This is a genomic window from Dactylosporangium sp. NPDC049742 (assembly GCF_040674675.1).
Classification (GTDB): Bacteria; Actinomycetota; Actinomycetes; order Mycobacteriales; family Micromonosporaceae; genus Dactylosporangium; species Dactylosporangium maewongense.
Map to the genome: position 1 here is coordinate 1 of NZ_JBFANF010000121.1, position 18,215 is coordinate 18,215.

Consider the following 18,215-nt stretch of genomic DNA (forward strand, 5'->3'; position numbering starts at 1 on the left):
CACGCCAACCCCTGGATCTGGGGACGGCCCGCACCACCGAACCGCACACTCCGCCACAAGTTCGTGTACCACCTTTAACGAACGTTGCACTAGGCAGGTCGGTCGGGCGCGGGCGTGGCTCGGACAACGATCGCGGCGGCTGGGCGCTGAAGGTCGTGGCGATTCTCGACGTGACGGTGAACGACACGGAGATCTGCGGCGAGGTGTGAGGCCGTGGAGGCCAGCCGTAGGTGTGAAGTGCATGGGCCGTATGCCGAGGGGCGTGTCTGAAGGTCGTCGAGGCGTGCAGCGGGATGTGAAGGTCGTGGAGGCATGTGGCGGGTGGTGACCGGCGTCGAGGTGAAGGTTGTGAAGGCTCACGGTGTCTGGGTGTTGAGGGAGTCGTGATCTGCGGCGGGTTGAAGATCGTGGGGTCCGGGGCGAGGCGGTGAACGACGTGGGGATGAAGGTTGCGGAGGCTGCAATGGCGGGGTGTTGGAGGGCGTGGGGCCTGCGGCGGGCGTGAAGGACACGGAGCCCGGGGCGGAGCGGTGAACGACGTGGGGATGAAGGATGCGGAGGCTTGCGGTGGCGGGGTGTTGGAGGACGTGAGGATCTGCGGCGGGCGTGAAGGACACGGAGGCCTGCGGCAGGGCTGAAGGCGGCGGGGGCGTTCGTCGGGACGAAACCGGTGCATTCGCGCAGCAACCGATCACCGGTCGCCGCCCACCGGTCGCCGCCCACCGGTCGGGGGGCAGTGGTTGTGGCTGCTCGGGTGTCGGGCAGGGCTGAGGAGCGAGTGGGGCGGTGTCAGGTGGTTGGTGGGGTGCGGAGGGGGACGACGAGGTAGTTGAGGGTGGTGGTGGGCAGGGAGGCGGTGAATGCGGTTGCGCGCAGGTCGGGCTGGAACTGGAGCCGGACGGGGTGGTGGGGGAACGCGCGCAGGGCGTCCAGGAGCAGGCGGGCCTGGAAGGAGCGGACGACGTGGGTGCCGTCGGTAGTGGCCTTGAGGGTTTGCTCGGACTCGCCGGTGAGGGGGTCGTCGGCGTGGACCAGGAGGGCGCCTTCGATCGGTTGGAGGGTGACGCGGCCGTGGGGGCCGCCGTAGGCGGTGGCGCGGTCGACTGCCTGGGCGAGGGTGTCGGCGTCGGTCTCGACGGTGCAGATGGCGGAGATGTCGAGGAGTCGGGACATCTGGGCGTCGGGGTAACCGGTGCCGAGGGTCGGGGTGGTGATGCTGCCGCCGTCCCAGGACAGGGCGAACAGGTCGTCGTCCGCGTGGACGTGGATGGTCTCCTCGCGGGACAGGTGCTGGGCGGCGCGGGCCAGCACGGCCGCGGGCACGAGCGCTTCGACCCCGGCGCGGCCGGTCGCCGTCTCGCGGGCGACGGTTTCGGTTGCCGGCACGGTTGTGGGTGTGAGTGCGTCGACTGCGGCGCGGGCGGTCGCTGCCTTGTGGGCGGTGGGTTCGGTCGTCGGCGTTGCCAGGGGGGTGGTCGACGGTGGGCGGAGGGGGGCCGGCGTGGCGGTGGGGTGCCAGGGGATCGCGGCGGCGGCCAGGCGGAAGCGGTCGGTGGCCAGGAGCGACAGGGTGGTGGTGTGGGCGCGGAGACGTACGCCGGTGAAGAGCGGGAGGGCGTGCTCGCGGGAGGCGGCGCCGGCCACCGGGACAGCGGCGGTGCGGAGGTCGTCGCCGGTGACGGTGCCGTGGGCAGGGGGCAGGTGGACCGGCGGGGGTGTGGCGTCGGGGAGGCTGGGCAGCGCGAACCGGGCGCCCGGGACGCGGATCGACAGGCGGCCGCCCTGGACGGTGAGACGGGCGTCGGCGGCGTCGAGGGACGTGAGGGTGTCGGCGACGGCGCGGCGGGGGACGACGACCTCGCCGGGGGTGTGGACGGTCGCGGGGGTGTGCAGGTGGACGACGACCTCGCCGTCGGTGGCGACCAGGTGCAGGCCGGCGTCGTCGGCGCGCAGCAGGACGCCCGCGTGCGACGGCTGAAGAGAGCGGCCGGTCAGCATGCGCAGCAGAAACGACGCCGCTGCGGCCAGCCGGGAAACAGATGCGGTCACGTCCATGCCTGCGAACCTACGCCGAGGGTATGACAAAAAACCGGAGCCGGCGAGAGCCCGCAGCCCTCACCCGATCGCGGTATAAAACCGACCAATGCCGCATATCATGATCGCGTGGCGATGACCGCTGTCACGGAAGCGCCGCCGGGGCTGTCGCTGGTCTTCGGCGTCGGTGACCTGTTGTGCGCGCTGCCCCTGCGTGAGGTGGTGGAGACGATCCGGCCGCTGCCGGTGCAGCCGCTGGCGGGCACGGCCGACGTGCTGCTCGGGGTCAGCGTGATCCGCGGGCTCGCGGTGCCCGTCGTCGACACGGCGCGGCTCCTCGGCGCGGCGGCGGAGCGGCCCAGCAGGTTCGTGACGACGCGCACCGGAAGCGGGCCGCTCGCGTACGCCACCGGGCCGGTCCGCGGGGTGCTGCCGGTCGAGCCGGACGCCGACCGGCCGCCGCCGCCGATGCTCGCCGCCTCGGCGACCAGGATCGTCGCGGCCGTCGGCGTCCTGGACGCCCGCCCCCTGCTGTTCCTGAGCAGCGAATGGCCGCTGGAGGGCGCGGCCCGCGGCGAATGGCCGTTGACAAGCACAAGCGCAAGCACAAGCGCAAGCACAAGCACAAACACAAACACAAACACAAACACAGAGCACGACGAGTGGCCGGTGGACGATGGAACGTGACGAGGACGTCGCGCGGCTGCGCGAGCTGCTGTCGATCAGGCTCGGGCTGACGTTCGACGACAAGCGCGACCCCCAGCTCGCCGCGACCCTGCGGGCACGCTCCGGCCAGCACGGCCTGTCCGGCCGGGGTTACCTCGACCGCCTCGGCACCGCCTGGAACAACGAGCTCGCCGCCCTCGCCGAGGCCGTGACCGTCAACGAGACCTACTTCTTCCGCAACATCGAGCAGTTCAACGTCCTCGCGGAGGTGGTACTGCCCGCGCGCGTCCGGGCCAGGGCCGGCCAGCGGTGCCTGCGGCTGCTGTCGGTGGGCTGCTCGACGGGCGAGGAGGCGTACACGCTCGCGATGGTCGCCGCCGAACGCGTCGAGCCGTCGTGGGACGTGTCGATCGTCGGGCTCGACGTCAACCGGGCCGCCCTGCGCGTCGCCGCCGCCGGGCGGTACTCGCAGTGGTCGCTGCGGGAGACCCCGGACGCCGTGCAGCAGCGATGGTTCCGGGCCGCCGCCGACGGGGTCGACATCGACGAGCGGCTCCGCGGGCGCGTGCGGTTCCTGGAGTACAACGCCGTCAACGACGACCCGGTGCTGTTCGCGCCCGACACGTACGACGTCGTCTTCTGCCGCAACCTGCTGATGTACCTGACGCCGAGGACGGTCGCGGCCGCGGTCGCCCGGATCACGCGGGCCCTGGCGCCGGGCGGCTACCTCTTCCTGGGGCACACCGACACGCTCGGCAGCAAGCCGCCCGCCCTCGCGGTGCAGCACACCCACAACACGTTCTACTACCAGAAGGTCGTACAGCAGGCGCAGAACGCGCACCGGGTGCGGCCGGCGCGTCAGGAGGACGGCAAGGCGAAGGCGCTGCATCTCGTGCAGCAGGAGCGGTTCGGTGAGGCCCTCGCGGCGCTCGACGCCATCGACACCGCCGCGGCCGACCGGCCCGACGTGCTGCTCCTGCGCGGCGCCGTCCTCGCCCATCTCGGGCACACCGGGCGGGCCGCCGCGGTCTGCCACCGCCTGCTGGACCGTGACGCCCTCAACCCCGACGCGCACCACCTGCTCGCCGAGTGCCGGGAGGGCGACGGCGACACGGACGGAGCGCTGGAGCACCACCGGATGGCCGCCCACCTCGACGCCGAGTTCGCGATGCCGCGGCTGCGGATGGGGCTGCTCGCCCGGCGCGGCGGCGACCGGGCGACCGCCGAACGCGAGCTGGGCCGGGCCGCGGCCCTGCTGCGGCACGAGAAGGAGGAGCGCGTCCTGCTCTTCGGCGGCGGGTTCGGCCGCGGCGCCCTGATCGCCCTCTGCCACGCCGAAACGGCCGCACCACGATGACGCCCGCGGAACAGGCCATGACAGCCACAGACCGAAGCCGACCGCCGCGGGACACGCGATGAAGACGAAGACCCCCGACCTGACGCAGCGCCTCGCCGAGCTGCGCGAGTCGTTCGACCGATCCTTCACCGAACCGCACCGCGAGCAGGTCACCGGCTTCGACGACCTCCTCGCGATCCGGGTCGGCGGCCACCGGTACGCGCTGCGCCTCACCCAGGCCGCCGGCCTCTTCCCGGACCGCCCGGTGACGCGACTGCCCGGCCCCCAGCCGTCGCTGCTCGGCGTCGCCAGCTTCCGGGGCTCGATCGTGCCGGTCTACGACCTCGGGGCCGTGTTCGGCCACCCGGCCACCGCCGACCGGCGCTGGCTGGTCCTGGTCGCCGGCGAGCCGACGGTGGCGCTCGCGTTCGAGGGCCTCGACGGCCACCTGCGCGTCCCGCGCGACCTGATCGTGGAGGAGTCGACGGGCCACGGCCCGCGCGGCTGCCTGCGCGGGATCGTGCCGATGGACGGCGGCGCCCGGCCGATCGTCGATGTCCCGGCGGTACGGGCGGCGATCCAGACACTGACGGGAGTCGCATGGGACGCGGTGACAGCGGGGGCCGGGGAACGATGAACCGGAGATGGACGTTCGGCCGCAGGCTCGCCGCGGGCTTCGCGGTCGTCGTGCTGCTCACGATGATCACCGGCGCGGTCACGGTCGCCGCGCTGGACACGGTCGTCGAGGGCAAGGACCACGTCATCGACATCGGCGTGCAGGGCCTGGTGGAGGCGCAGCAGCTGCGGGTGTCGGTGGAGGCGAAGAGCAGCGCGTCCCGCGGGTACCTGCTGACCGGCGACGAACGGTTCCGCACCCAGATCACCGAGGCCCGCGCAGCGTTCGCCCAGGCGGTCCAGCGGCTGCGCGAGGTGACGGACTCGCAGCGCGAGCGGGACCTGCTCGACGCCTCCGCCCAGGCCGAGCAGAACCACCAGGCGGCGCTGGAGACGGTGATGGCGCTGCAGCGGGACGCCGCCCCGGCAGAGCGGATCGCCAAGGAGTTCGACGACACGGTGGCGCCGCAGCGCGAGACGCTCAACCAGCACATCGACGCGCTCGGCGGGCTGCTGCGCCAGGACCTGACGGACCAGCGGGACGCCGCGTCGAGCAAGGCCCGGGTGGCGACCTTCGTCGTGATCGGCATCGCGCTGCTCGCGCTGGTGTTCGGCGTGCTGGTGGCGGTGCTGCTGATCCGGGCGCTGGGCAAGCAGGTCGCCAGCACGGTCGGGCACATCCAGAGCTCCTCGGCCCAGCTGGAGGCCGCCGCCAGCCAGCAGGCGAACGGCGCCCGCGAGCAGGCGACCGCGATGAGCGAGATCAACACGACGATCGAGGAGCTGCTGATCACGTCGCGGCAGATCGCCGAGGGCTCGCAGCGGGTCGCGAAGATCGCCGAGGAGACCGCGGGCGCGGCCAGCTCCGGCGACGCGACCATCGAGCAGGCCCGCGAGTCGATCACCGCGATCCGCCGCCAGGTCGACCTGATCGTGCAGCACATGCTGGAGCTCGGGCAGCGCTCGCAGCAGATCGGCGGCGTCGTCGACCTGGTGTCGGAGCTCGCCGAGCAGACCAACATCCTGGCCATCAACGCGACCATCGAGGCGTCCGGGGCGGGGGAGTGGGGCCGCCGGTTCGCGGTCGTCGCCGACGAGATCCGCAAGCTCGCCGACCGCACCGCCGGCTCCGCCAAGGAGATCCGCGCGCTCATCGAGGACGTCCGCGGCGCGGTGAACACGACGGTCATGGCGACCGAGACCGGCGCGAAGGCCGTCGACGCCGGCACCCGGCAGTTCGGCGCGGTCACCGCGTCGTTCCAGCAGATCGCCGACCTGGTCGCGACGACGACCGAGTCGGCGCGGGAGATCGAGCTGTCCACCAAGCAGCAGACGACCGCGGTCGAGCAGGTCAACGTCGCGGTCACCGACACCGCCCGGGTCACCCAGGAGAGCGAGTCCAGCGCCGTGCAGACCAGACAGACCGCGACCCATCTCGCCGGACTCTCCACCGAGCTGCTGCGGCTGGTCGCCGCGGGCGCCGAACGGCATTGAGCGCCCCGTCGCCCGCGGTGGCCAAGGACCCGCTGCGGTACTTCCGGATCGAGGCGCAGGAGCTCGTCGGGCAGCTCGCCCAGGGGGTCCTGGAGCTCACCCGCGACAGCGCGGACCGGGAGCCCGTCGCCAGGCTGCTGCGGCACGCGCACACCCTCAAGGGCGCGGCGCGGGTGGTGCGGCAGAAGGAGATCGCCGACGCCGCGCACGCCCTCGAGGAGCTGCTCGTCCCGCACCGCGACGGCGCCGCGCCGGTCCCGCCGGAGACGGTCGGCGCGCTGCTCACCCTGACCGACCGGATGACCGCCCTGACCGACGTCCTGCAGCAGCCGGACAAGAAGGAAGAAAAGCCAGAAAAGCCAGAGCCTCAAGCCGCTCCTGTACGCCGTGACAGCGCCGACATCGACGAGCTGCTCGACGCGGTCGGCGAGGCCCACGCCCGGTTCGCGCCACTGCGCCGGCAGGTCGCGACCGTCGAGCGGGCGCGCCGGGCCGCCGAGGCGATCACGGAGCAGCTGCGGATCCGCGCCGTGCAGCACGACGGCGCCGACGGCCGTACGGGCGCCATGGCGACCCGCCTGGCCGCGGACCTGACGGCGCTCGGCCGGCAGCTCACGGAGGCCGTCGAGCAGGTGGAGCGCGAGCTCGACGACATCCGCGGCCGCGCGGAACGGCTCCGCCTGGTGCCGGTCGCGGCGGTGCTGACCACGCTGCACCGGGCCGCGTACGACGCCGCCGCCGCCGAGGGCAAGAAGGTCGTCTTCGACAGCCGCGGCGGCGACCTGCGGCTCGACCCGCACGTGCTGAGCCTGGCGTCCGGGGCGCTGCTGCACGTGGTCCGCAACGCCGTGTCGCACGGGGTGGAGACCGAGGCGGAGCGGCGCACCGCCGGCAAGCCGCCCGCCGGGCACGTGACCGTGGAGGTGCGCCGCCGCGGCACGAACGCCGCGTTCCGCTGCACCGACGACGGCCGCGGCTTCGACCTGGCCGCCGTGCGCCGCCAGGCGGAGGCGCAGGGCTTCGTGGCCGGCGGCTCCGGGACGGCGGAGCAGGACGTGCGGGAGCTGATGCGGCTGCTCATGCACGGCGGGATCAGCACCGCCGGCGAGGTCACCGGCATCTCCGGGCGCGGCATCGGCCTCGACGCGGTCCGCGACGTCGCCGAGCAGCTCGGCGGCGAGGTCGACGTCAGCACCGAGCCCGGCCGCGGCACCACCGTGGAGCTGGTCGTGCCGCTGTCGCTGGTGTCGCTGTCGGGGCTCGTCGTCGAGGCGGCCGGGACCCTCGCGTCGCTGCCGCTGGACGCGGTGCGCACCTGCGTCCTGCTGAGCGCCGTCGAGGTCGCCGCCGCCGCGGCGGCCGGCGCGATGGCCCACGAGGGGCAGGTCATCGCGTTCCTGCCGCTCGCGCGCGTGCTGACCCCGGGTGGACAACCACCGGCGCAGCCGCAGGCCGCCGGCGGTGCGGTCGCGGTCATCGTCGCCGCCGGCGGCCGGATCCTCGCGGTGGGCGTCGACCGGCTGCTCGGCACGTCGGCGCTGGTCGTGCGGCCGCTGCCGGAGCTCGCGCCGGCCGGCGCGGTCGTCAACGGCCTGTCCATCGACGCCGAGGGCAACCCACGGATCGTCCTCGACCCGCACGGCCTCGTCGCCGCGGCCGACGGCGAGAAGCCCGCCGACCCGCTCACCCGGGAGGCCGGCGCCGCCGGGCGCAATGACCCGGTCCTCGTCGTCGACGACTCCCTCACCACCAGGATGCTGGAGCGCAGCATCCTCGAGTCGGCGGGCTACGAGGTCGACCTCGCCGCCTCCGCCGAGGAGGCCCTCGAGCGCGTCAAGCTGCGGCGGTACGCCCTGTTCCTCGTCGACATCGACATGCCGGGCATGGACGGGTTCACGTTCGTCGCCCTGACCCGCGAGGACCCGGTGCTGCGCGAGACGCCCGCGATCCTCGTCAGCTCGCGCGCGTCCGCGGAGGACCGCCGCCGCGGCGCCGAGGCCGGCGCCAGCGCGTACATGGTGAAGTCGGAGTTCAACCAGGAGGAGCTGCTCGGCCACATCCGCGACCTGGTGGGGAACCCGTGATCAAGGTACTGGTGGTCGAGGACTCCGCGACGGTGCGGCAGTGCCTGCGCGAGGCGCTCACCGAGCGGCACGGCTTCGACATCGTCGGGGAGGCCGTCGACGGCGGGCAGGCCGTCGAGCTGTGCCGGCGGCTGCGGCCCGACGTCATCACGATGGACGTGGTCCTGCCCGTGATGAGCGGCCTCGCCGCCACCGAACGGATCATGGCGAGCCAGCCGACGCCGATCCTCGTGGTGTGCTCGGCGTCCCGGCAGGAGCTGTTCACCACGTACGACGCGCTCGCCGCAGGAGCGGTCGACGTGCTGGAGAAGCCGCGTGGCGACGCCTCCGACGACACGTGGGGCGCGCGGCTGCGCACCGCGGTCAAGGTCGTGTCGCGCATCCGGGTCGTGACGCGGCACCGCCCCCCGGGCGCCGCCGCACCCGTCCAGGCGGCCACCCGTACCCCCCGGATGCCCAGGAGACTCGTCGCGGTCGGCGCCTCGACGGGCGGCCCCGGCGCCATCGTCACGTTGCTGCGCGGTGTCCCGAGGGGCTTCTCGGTGCCGCTGCTGTACGTGCAGCACCTCGCCACCAACGAGACGTTCGCGCAGGCCTTCACCGGGTGGCTCGCCGAGCAGACCGGCCACGTCGTGCGGTACGCCCGCGGCGGGGAGAGCCTCGAGTCCGTCGCCGGGCAGGTCGTGATGGCGCCGCCGGACCGGCACCTGACCGTCCGCGGCGGGCACCTGCACCTGAACTCCGGGCCGCCCCGGCACTCGTGCCGCCCGTCCGTCGACGTGCTCTTCGAGTCCGTCGCCGCCGAGGTCGGCGCGGGCGCCACCGGCGTGCTGCTCACCGGCATGGGCCGCGACGGCGCCGAAGGCCTGCTCGCGATGCGCCGCGCCGGCGCGCACACCTACGCGCAGGACCAGGGCAGCTGCGTCGTCTACGGGATGCCGAAGGAGGCCGCGGCGCTGCACGCGGCGGTGGAGATCCTGCCGCCGGACCTGATCGCGGCCGGGCTGACGGAGAAGGTCGGATGGCGAGCACTGTCCTGATCGTCGACGACAGCCTGACCGTCCGGATGGACCTGCACGAGGCGTTCGAGGAGGGCGGCTTCCGCACCGTGCTGTGCGCCAACGGCGCCGACGCGCTCGCCGCGTTCGAGGCCGAGCAGTTCGACGTCGCGCTCTTCGACGTGCTGCTGCCGGACGCCGACGGGGTCGAGCTGCTGCGCGCGCTGCGCGCCCATCCCGGCCACACCGGGGTGGTGGCGCTGCTGCTGTCCAGCGAGGCGGAGGTCAGCGACCGGCTCCGCGGCCTGCGCCACGGCGCCGACGACTACGTCGGCAAGCCCTACGACGCGCACGCGGTCGTGGCCCGCAGCCGGGAGCTGCTGCGGCGCGGCTCCGAGCCACCCGCCCAGCGGTCGGTGCTGGTCATCGACGACAGCCTCACGTTCCGCGAGGAGCTGCGGCGCCTGCTCGCCGACGCCGGCTACGAGGTGCTCGCCGCCGCCAGCGGCGAGGAGGGGCTGCGGGTCGCGGCGGCCAGCCCGCCGAGCGCGATCATCGTCGACGGGGTGCTGCCCGGGATCGACGGCGCGACCGTCATCCGCCGGGTCCGGCTCGACGCGACGCTGCGCAACGTGCCGTGCCTGCTGCTGACCGCGGCCGACGACTACGCGACCGAGCTGCAGATCCTCGACGCCGGCGCGGACGCGTTCGTGCGCAAGCAGGAGAGCCTGGCGGTGGTCCTCGCCAAGCTCGCCGCCGTGCTCCGCAAGAGCACCGTCACCCCGCTGCCGCCGGACGGCCCGTTCCACGGCCAGGTCAAGGTGCTGCTCGTCGACCCCGACCGCGGGTTCCTGGACCACGCCGCGGACCTGCTGCGGGAAGAGGGCTACGAGCCGGTCGCCGCGCCGGACGCCGACGACGCCCTCGCCATGCTCGCCGTGCAGCCGGCCGGGTGCGTGGTCCTGGCGGTCGACGGGCCCGGCGACGCGACCGCGGGCCTGGAGCTGTGCACCCGGATCCGGTCGGTGCCGGGGCTGCGTGACATGCCGGTCATCGGCCTGGGCGCCGGCGACGCGCTGCTGGACTGCCTCGCCGCCGGCGCCGACGACTACGTGCGCCGCGCCGACGGCCCGAACACGCTGCGCGCCCACATCCGCGCGCACATCCGCCGGCAGCAGCTGCACGAGCAGAACCGGCGGATCCGCGACGAGCTGGTGCGCCGGGAGCTGGAGGCGGCGCACGAGCGGGCCGCCCGGCAGGTCGCGGAGGCCCGCGCCGAGCTCGTCGAGGAGCTCGAGTGGCGCAACCGGGAGCTGGAGGCCTTCAGCGGCTCCGTCTCGCACGACCTGCGCTCGCCGCTGCAGACGATCATCAGCTTCAGCGAGCTGCTGCTGGAGGAGCAGACCGGCGGGGAGCCCACCGACCTCGCCCTGCGCATCCACCGGGCGGCCCAGCGGATGAACGCGCTCATCGACGCGCTGCTGCAGCTCGCCTCCGCCAACCGCGGCCAGATCCAGCGCACCGAGGTCGACCTGACCGCGCTCGCCACCGACGTCGTGGACGAGCTGCGCCAGCGCGACCCGGACCGGGCGGTGGAGGTGACCGTCGCGCCCGGGATGCGGGCCTCCTGCGACGGCGAGCTGGTCCGCGCCGTCCTGATCAACCTGGTCGGCAACGCGTGGAAGTTCACCGGGCGCACCGCGTCCCCGCGGATCGAGATCGGCTGCTCGCCGCCGGCGTTCCACGTCCGCGACAACGGCGCCGGCTTCCCCGCCGAACGCGCCGACCAGCTCTTCCGCCCCTTCGGCCGGCTGCACGACAGCAGCGACTTCCCCGGCACCGGCATCGGCCTGACCACCGTCCAGCGCATCGTGGACCGCCACGGCGGCCGGGTCTGGGCGCAGAGCGAGCCGGGCCGCGGCGCGACGTTCTCCTTCACGCTCCCCGACGCCTGAGCTTCCTGGCGTCGCCGCAGAACCTTCCGGGCGGCTGCCGAGTATTGAGTGCATGCAGCGGCCCGAGAACGACGACGACCGGTTCGTCAGCTTCATGCATGCCAGCGCGGCCCGGCTGTACCGGGTCGCGTACCTGCTCGCCGGGGACGCCGCGCAGGCGGAGGAGCTGACCCAGCAGGCCCTCGTGCGCACGTACACCGCCTGGTCCCGCGTCGCCGGCGACGACGCCTACGGCTACGCCCGCCGGATCCTGGTGAACCTGCACAACGACTGGTGGCGGAGGCGGTTCCTGCGGGAGCGGCCGACGCCGGACGTGCCGGAGCCCCGCCGCGCGGAGCAGGACCCGGCCGACGGGGTGGTCGTCCGGGACGGCGTGGCCCGGGCCCTGCAGACGCTGTCGCGACGGGAGCGGGCGGTGATCGTCTGCCGCTACTACCTGGACCTCACCGAGCAGCAGACCGCCGACGAGCTCGGCGTGGCCCTCGGCACCGTCAAGAGCACCAACGCGCGGGCCCTGCGCAAGCTCCGGATCGCGGCAGACGAGACGACGTACGAGATGAAGGAGGCGCGGTGATGCGCAGCATCGAGGAGCTCCGCCGGGCGATGCGCGACGAGACCGCCGACCTCGCGCCCCGCGTGACGTTCGCCCAGGTCCGGCAGCGGGCCCGCCGGCGCCGTTTCACCGGACTGTTCACGTTCGCGGCCGCTGTACTGGTGTCCGTCGCCGCGACGATGACCGCCCTGGCGGGTGCGCCGGCCGGACCCGCCCCGCTGCCGGCGCCCTCGCTGAGCGGGGCCGCACCCACGCTGAGCGCCGCCGCGGCGGCACCGACCCAGCTCGCCGGCGGCACCGAGCTGGGGGGCACCGGGCCGGTCGTGCGCACCGGCGTCGCCTACGGCACCGGCGAGGAGCTCGTGCTGCGGTACAGCGGCGACGACATGAACGGCCTGTACTCGGCGCTGCACGACCCGGTCAAGGGGACGTACCGCAGGCTCGGCGGCGGCATCACCGTGCCGCCGCCCGGCGGGTTCTCCACGATCCTGGAGCTCGACGACCGGCACGGCGGCGTCGTCGACTACGGCGTGGTCCACGGCGCCGGCCTGCGGGTCGAGCTCATCGCGGACGGGCAGCGCACGCAGGCGAGCACCGCCGAGCTGCCCGGGATGCCGGACGCGACGATCTTCTGGGCCCGGCGCGCCGGGGTCGCGGTCCAGCCGACCGGCGCGGTCGGCGGGCCCTCACCGGACCTCGTGTTCACCGCCCACGACGCCGCCGGGGCCGTCGTCGCCACCGGCGGCCACGTCCAGCGCAGCGACGGCGAGGTCGTCATCGCCGACACCTCCGTCCAGATCGGTGACCTCATGCGGACCGGAGTGACGCTCGCCGACGGCGGCCGGCTCGTGCTGTGGTTCAGCGGCGACGAGCGCAGCACCGGCCTCGTCGCCGGCAGCGACCACGGCACCGGCGCCCCCACCGAGCTGCGCGGCCTCGGCCGCTACGCCCGCCCGCCGCTCGACATCGGCTTCTACGGCGGCCGCCACGAGTTCGACGAGGTCGGCGGCACCAAGGTCGTCGTGGCCGTCTACGTCGGCCCGGCCGCCGCGGTGACCCTGGGCGCACCCGGGGCGACGGGCCGCGGCTCCGCGCGCTGGAGCGCCCACCCGCAGCTGCGCGTCGCGTGGGTCAACGGGGTCCCGGCTGGGGACGGGTGGAAGGTCAACGGCGTCGCCACCGACGCGCAGGGGGCGGTCGTCGCCGCCTACGACGGCCGGTGACGGCGCCGGCGGGGTGTGCGATCGTGCCCGCATGGATATCCGGGTCATCCGGTCGGGCACGGTGCACACCCACGCCGTCGAGGAACTGCCGGCGCTCGCCGCCGACGACGGCGGCGACGGGCTGCTGTGGGTGGACGTGCCGGTGTGCGACGACGCGGCGGTGCGGGTGCTGGGCGAGGCGTTCGGCTTCCACCCCCTGGCGCTGCGCGACGCCGCCCAGCGCAACCGGGTGCCGAAGATCCACCCGTACCAGGACCATCTCTTCGTCGTGCTGCACGCGCCGCACCTCGGCGCCCGCGGCCACGTGCACTACGTCGAGCTGGACCAGTTCATCGGGCAGCGGTTCCTGGTGACGGTGCACGGGCCGGCGAACCCCGCGGTCCCGCCGGACGTGCCGATGCGGCAGACCCGGGACGTGCTGCGCCGCATCGAGACCGGCCGGCTGAGCCCGGCCACCCCGTTCGAGCTGTCCTACGCGATCGTGTCCGCCATCAGCCGCCGGCAGGAGAGCCTCGTCGAGGACATGACCGCCGACGTGTGGCGCCTCGAGCAGCGGGTCACCGCCGGGCACCTGGGCGACCCGGAGCAGTTCCTGGAGGAGCTCTTCCAGGTCCGGCACGGGCTGCTCGCGGTGCGGACGATGGCCGCGCTCGGCGGCGAGATCTACGGCCGGATGGCGACGCTGTCCCGCGACCAGCGGGACGAGCACTCGATCATCGACATCGTCGACCAGTTCAACCGGGTCCGGTCGGTGGCCGACGGCGAGCGGGAGTACCTGCAGGGCGTCATCGAGTTCTACCAGGCGCGGACGGAGACCAAGATGACGATCGCCGCGGAGCGGCTCGCCGTGATCGCCGCGGTGACCCTGCCGATCACCGCGCTGTCGTCGGTGCTCGGCATGAACCTCATCGTCAGCGACCACACGCGGTGGCCGCACCTGATCGCGGTCCTCGTCATCATGGTCGTCATGTCCGGCACCCTGCTCGGCTGGGCCAAGCGCCAGGGCTGGTTCTAGAGGATGCGGGCGAGGAACGCGTCGAGCTTGCCGCGGGTCCGCTCGACCTTCTCGTCCACCGACAGCGTCTCCCTCGGCCCGCCCGCGTCCGGGGTGCGCAGCCCGCGGACGTAGAGCGAGCAGGCCAGGTCGCTGCAGATGTACGAGCCGACCGAGTCGCCCTTGCGGCCCGCCTCACCCGCGCGGCGTCCGGTCATCAGCGACACCCCGTTGCCCGGGTGGGTGGTCAGGCACAGCGAGCACATGTTGCGGTGCAGGAAGCCGCGCTGCTGGGCCGCGATGCGCAGCGTGACGCCGACGAGGGCGTCGCCGCCGCCCGGCGCGACCAGGTAGGCACGGTCCAGCGCGCCCGGGTCGCGCCAGCCGAGGAAGTCGAGGTCGGGCCAGGGCCGGTCGGCCAGGTCGCGGGGGAGCGCGATGCGTTTCGCCTCGCCCTTGGAGCAGTTGACGAACGACGCGCGGATGTCGGTCTCGGTCAGTGGTCTCACGCAGCCGACGGTACCGACGCCTAATGACCCTAGGCAACTGACTATTGTGGCTAGGATGAGACGCGCAGGGCTCACCACCGACCTCGTGACCCGGGCCGCCGCGGACCTCGCCGACGAGGCCGGGCTCGACGGCGTGACGGTGTCGGCGGTCGCGCGGCACTTCGGGGTCAAGGACGCCAGCCTCTACTCGCACGTGCGCGGGCTGCGGGACCTGCGCTCGCGGGTGGCGCTCCTCGCCGCGGCGGAGTTCGCCGACCTGCTCGCCCCGGCGGTCGCCGGCAGGTCCGGCCGGGACGCGCTCGTCGCGTTCGCCGACGCCTACCGCGGCTACGCCCGTGCCCACCCGGGTCGCTACGCGGCGCTGCAGGCGCCGGTCGACCCGGCGGCGGACGTCTCGGCCGCGCGGCGGGGGATCGAGCTGACCTACGGGATGCTGCGCGGCTACGGCCTGGAGGAGCCCGACGCCACCGACGCCGTGCGCCTGCTGCGCAGCACCCTGCACGGCTTCGTCGACCTGGAGGCCCGCGGCGGCTTCAACGACCCGCGCGACGTCGACGCCTCCTGGCGCCGCACCGTCGCCGCGCTGCACGTCCTGCTGATCCACTGGCGGGAAGCGCTCTCAGAATGAATAAGCAGCTCAGAGCGCTGTTTGAGAGCGCTCTCAGAAGTTGACCATTGACATTGGTCAGATCGATTGCCCAAAATCACCAGGGACCCCAGGAAGCCGCCAACTTCTGATCGGAGTCCCACCCGATGCGCCTTACCCGAGGCCGACCCTTGTTCACCGGCGCCGCCGCACTCGCGCTCGTCGCCTCCGCCGTCACCTTCGTCGCCCTGCAGAGCGCCGCCGCCGACACGCTCGGCTCCGGCAGCTACGCCACCACCCGCCCCGCCGGCCAGGCACCGCCCGCCGGCTGCGGCTCGATCGGCACCAACCCGCGCCAGTGGGTCACCGCCAACGCCCCAGCCGGCGCCGTCCCCACCAACGACTGGTGGTCGTCGCTGCTGTTCAAGAAGTTCAACTGCAGCTACTCCGAGCCGCTCAACGCGCACCCGATGGCGTTCAAGCCCGCCAACAACGGGCTCGGTGTCAGCTACACCACCGACGCCGCGATCTCCGGCACCGCCACCGGCGTCGGGGAGTACCACTACCCGTACACGACCGACTTCACCCTCGGCGTGGCCGGCCTCAACTCCCCGGACACCAAGGTCGACGGCTGGACCGACTGGACGGTGACGCCCTACTGGTCCGACGGCGCCCGCACCCTGCGCGCCACGATCGGCCACGGCCTGCCCTTCGTCTACGCCCGCACCAGCGGCGGCAGCGCCCAGCTGACCTTCGGCGGCCCGCCCGCCGTGTGGAGCAACAGCGGCGCCCGGATCGGCTTCACCGTCCGCGGCCACGACTTCGTCGCCTACGCGCCGACCGGGGCCACCTGGACCGTCAGCGGCAGCACCATCACCTCGACCCTGGCCGGCAAGGACTACTACTCGGTGGCGCTGCTGCCGACGACCACGTCCACCCCGGCGGCCGACCGGACGGCGCTCGCCGACACGTACGGCACCTACGCGCACAACCACGTGACCGGCACGCGGGTCAGCTGGGCGTACAACGCCGGCGCGAGCACGGTCAACGCGACCTACGCGTTCACCACCACCGCCCGTGAGGGCAGCGGCAGCGGCACCGTCGTGTCGCTCTACCCGCACCAGTGGAAGAACCTCACCGGCGCCACGCCGATCGCCCAGACCTACGTCTCGGCGCGCGGCCCGATGAAGACGCTCACCGGCGTCTCGTCGTTCACCACCGGCACGAAGTACCAGGGTGTCCTGCCGGAGATCCCCGCGGTCGCCGACAGCAGCGGGGCCGACCTGGCCACGCTCGGCGGCTACCTCGACCAGGCCGCCTCCGGCGACCCCCTGGCCGGCTTCGGCGACGACACCTACTGGACCGGCAAGGGCGTCGGCCGCGCCGCCCGCCTCGCCGAGATCGCCGACCAGCTCGGCCGCACCGCCCAGCGCGACGCGCTGCTCAACGCGATCCGCACCCGGCTCACCAACTGGTTCACCGCCAGCCCCGGCGAGGCGACCCGGCTGTTCGTCTACGACGCCAACTGGGGCACGCTGATCGGCTACCCCGCGTCGTACGGCTCCGACAGCGAGCTCAACGACCACCACTTCCACTACGGCTACTACATCGCCGCGGCCGCGACCCTGGCGAAGTTCGACCCGGCGTGGGCGGCGAGCAACGCCTACGGCAGCATGGTGAACCTGCTCATCCGGGACGCCAACAACCCCGACCGCAACGACACGATGTTCCCGTTCCTGCGGGACTTCGACATCTACGCGGGCCACGACTGGGCCTCCGGGCACGGTGCGTTCGGCGCCGGCAACAACCAGGAGTCGTCCTCGGAGGGCATGAACTTCGCCAACGCCCTCATCCAGTGGGGCCAGGCGACCGGCAACACCGCCGTCCGCGACGCCGGCCTGTACATCTACACCACCCAGGCGCAGGCGATCCAGGAGTACTGGTTCGACTCGTCCAACCAGAACTTCCCGTCGACGTTCGCGCACAACACCGTCGGCATGGTCTGGGGCGACGGCGGCGCGTACGCCACCTGGTTCTCCGCCGAGCCGGAGATGATCCAGGGCATCAACATGCTGCCCATCACCGGCGGCTCGCTGTACATGGGCTACAAGCCGGCCTACAACAGCGTCAACTGGAACGAGATGGTCACCAACAACGGCGGCCCGCCGACCGTCTGGCAGGACGTGCTGTGGTCCTTCCAGGCCCTCGGCAACGGCGACACCGCCCTGGCGAACTTCCGGGCCAACTCCGGCTACACCCCGGAGGAGGGCGAGAGCAAGGCGCACACGTTCCACTGGCTGCGCAACCTCGCCGCGCTCGGCCAGGTCGACACGTCGGTCACCGCCAACACGCCGCTCTACGCGGTGTTCACCAAGAACGGCGCCAAGACCTACGTGGCGTCGAACCTGACCGGATCGCCGCTCACCGTGACGTTCTCCGACGGCCGGACGCTGACCGTGCCCGCCGGCAAGACCGCCACGACCGGCGCGTTCACGTGGGTCGGCGGCGGCGGGACCAGCAACCCGCCCACCTCGCAGCCGCCGACGTCGAACCCGCCGTCGTCGCAGCCGCCCTCCTCGCAGCCGCCGTCGTCCCAGCCGCCGGTCGGGTCGAACCTGTTCTACCTGCGCAGCGGGCCGGCGCTCAACACGACCGCCGGGACGGCCGCGGGCACCCAGACGGTCAGCGCCGCCAACGGCAACTACGACGGCACGCCGCACAACCCGGTGACCTACACCAAGTGCGGCATCACCGGCAGCACCAACGGCCAGGCGACCGCGTTCACGCTGTACGTCGACGCCGCGAACACCGTCGGGCAGGGCATCCAGGTCCGGGTGTCGTACGACCTCACCAACAACGGCAGCTACGAGCGGGTGGAGACGTACCGGTACTTCGCCACCGACCCGGTGCCGGGGACGGAGACGTACACGCAGGCGGTGGGCCTGTCGTCCTCCTCCGGCAGCCTCGGCGCGATGAGCAACGGCTGTGTCCGCATGGAGGTCTGGAACGCGATCGGCAACGCCGCGACCACGGTCCGGATCGACGCTTCCGCCGCCAACGGCAACCAGTCGACGCTGCGGATCCCGTACACCGTGTGAGTTCCAACTGAAAGCGGCGGGCCGGCACGAGTCAGTGCCGGCCCGCCGTGTTTCAGGCTGACCGGCACCG

15 protein-coding genes are annotated in these 18,215 nt (G+C 73.3%); 13 read left to right on the plus strand and 2 right to left on the minus strand.

The window, feature by feature from the left end; genetic code table 11:
* Positions 1-209 (plus strand): hypothetical protein (locus tag AB0J72_RS57540; RefSeq protein ID WP_363417309.1); only part of this gene is annotated, 209 nt, incomplete at its 5' end.
* A 580-nt stretch (positions 210-789) separates the two neighbouring features.
* Here AB0J72_RS57540 and AB0J72_RS57545 read toward each other — a convergent pair.
* Complete coding sequence (locus AB0J72_RS57545; RefSeq protein ID WP_363417312.1) at positions 790-2,055, minus strand: DNA polymerase III subunit beta; 1,266 nt, start codon at positions 2,053-2,055, stop codon at positions 790-792.
* A 114-nt stretch (positions 2,056-2,169) separates the two neighbouring features.
* On the opposite strand from AB0J72_RS57545, the gene AB0J72_RS57550 reads away from it, so the two are divergent.
* The 10 genes from AB0J72_RS57550 to AB0J72_RS57595 are packed head-to-tail and all read left to right on the plus strand — an operon-like array spanning position 2,170 to position 13,973.
* Positions 2,170-2,721: a chemotaxis protein CheW gene (locus AB0J72_RS57550; protein ID WP_363417344.1), complete on the plus strand. Its 552-nt coding sequence runs from the start codon at positions 2,170-2,172 to the stop codon at positions 2,719-2,721.
* On the plus strand, positions 2,711-4,057 hold the full coding sequence (locus AB0J72_RS57555; protein ID WP_363417315.1) for a CheR family methyltransferase: 1,347 nt from the start codon (positions 2,711-2,713) through the stop codon (positions 4,055-4,057). The genes AB0J72_RS57550 and AB0J72_RS57555 overlap by 11 nt, the downstream gene beginning before the upstream one ends.
* Positions 4,058-4,115: 58 nt before the next feature.
* Positions 4,116-4,673 carry a chemotaxis protein CheW gene (locus AB0J72_RS57560; protein WP_363417318.1) on the plus strand — a complete coding sequence of 186 codons (558 nt, stop codon included), beginning with the start codon at positions 4,116-4,118 and terminating at the stop codon, positions 4,671-4,673.
* The gene (locus tag AB0J72_RS57565; protein WP_363417321.1) at positions 4,670-6,145 is read left to right on the plus strand and encodes a methyl-accepting chemotaxis protein; all 1,476 of its coding nucleotides are present in this window, start codon (positions 4,670-4,672) and stop codon (positions 6,143-6,145) included. Before AB0J72_RS57560 ends, AB0J72_RS57565 begins: the two co-directional genes overlap by 4 nt.
* A gap of 17 nt (positions 6,146-6,162) precedes the next feature.
* Complete coding sequence (locus tag AB0J72_RS57570) at positions 6,163-8,229, plus strand: response regulator (protein WP_363417324.1); 2,067 nt, start codon at positions 6,163-6,165, stop codon at positions 8,227-8,229.
* The gene (cheB, locus tag AB0J72_RS57575; RefSeq protein WP_363417327.1) at positions 8,226-9,269 is read left to right on the plus strand and encodes a chemotaxis-specific protein-glutamate methyltransferase CheB; all 1,044 of its coding nucleotides are present in this window, start codon (positions 8,226-8,228) and stop codon (positions 9,267-9,269) included. The genes AB0J72_RS57570 and cheB overlap by 4 nt, the downstream gene beginning before the upstream one ends.
* A complete protein-coding gene (locus tag AB0J72_RS57580; RefSeq protein WP_363417330.1) occupies positions 9,251-11,182 on the plus strand; it encodes a response regulator in 1,932 nt (643 codons plus the stop codon). Before cheB ends, AB0J72_RS57580 begins: the two co-directional genes overlap by 19 nt.
* A gap of 52 nt (positions 11,183-11,234) precedes the next feature.
* Positions 11,235-11,756, plus strand: coding sequence for a SigE family RNA polymerase sigma factor (locus AB0J72_RS57585; protein WP_344504281.1), 522 nt, complete (start codon positions 11,235-11,237; stop codon positions 11,754-11,756).
* Complete coding sequence (locus AB0J72_RS57590) at positions 11,753-12,958, plus strand: hypothetical protein (RefSeq protein ID WP_363417334.1); 1,206 nt, start codon at positions 11,753-11,755, stop codon at positions 12,956-12,958. Before AB0J72_RS57585 ends, AB0J72_RS57590 begins: the two co-directional genes overlap by 4 nt.
* Before the next feature lie 31 nt (positions 12,959-12,989).
* Positions 12,990-13,973, plus strand: coding sequence for a magnesium transporter CorA family protein (locus tag AB0J72_RS57595; protein WP_363417337.1), 984 nt, complete (start codon positions 12,990-12,992; stop codon positions 13,971-13,973).
* Here the strand turns inward: AB0J72_RS57595 and AB0J72_RS57600 are convergent.
* Positions 13,970-14,461, minus strand: a complete 492-nt coding sequence (locus AB0J72_RS57600; protein WP_344504285.1) for an FBP domain-containing protein — start codon at positions 14,459-14,461, stop codon at positions 13,970-13,972. The two genes, AB0J72_RS57595 and AB0J72_RS57600, sit on opposite strands and share 4 nt — an antisense overlap.
* Before the next feature lie 55 nt (positions 14,462-14,516).
* Here AB0J72_RS57600 and AB0J72_RS57605 point away from each other — a divergent pair, with 55 nt between their 5' ends.
* Both AB0J72_RS57605 and AB0J72_RS57610 read left to right on the plus strand, forming a co-directional pair.
* Positions 14,517-15,089, plus strand: a complete 573-nt coding sequence (locus tag AB0J72_RS57605) for a WHG domain-containing protein (RefSeq protein ID WP_354898491.1) — start codon at positions 14,517-14,519, stop codon at positions 15,087-15,089.
* Positions 15,090-15,214: 125 nt separating this feature from the next.
* A complete protein-coding gene (locus tag AB0J72_RS57610) occupies positions 15,215-18,145 on the plus strand; it encodes a glycosyl hydrolase (protein ID WP_363417341.1) in 2,931 nt (976 codons plus the stop codon).
* Positions 18,146-18,215 lie beyond the last annotated feature (70 nt).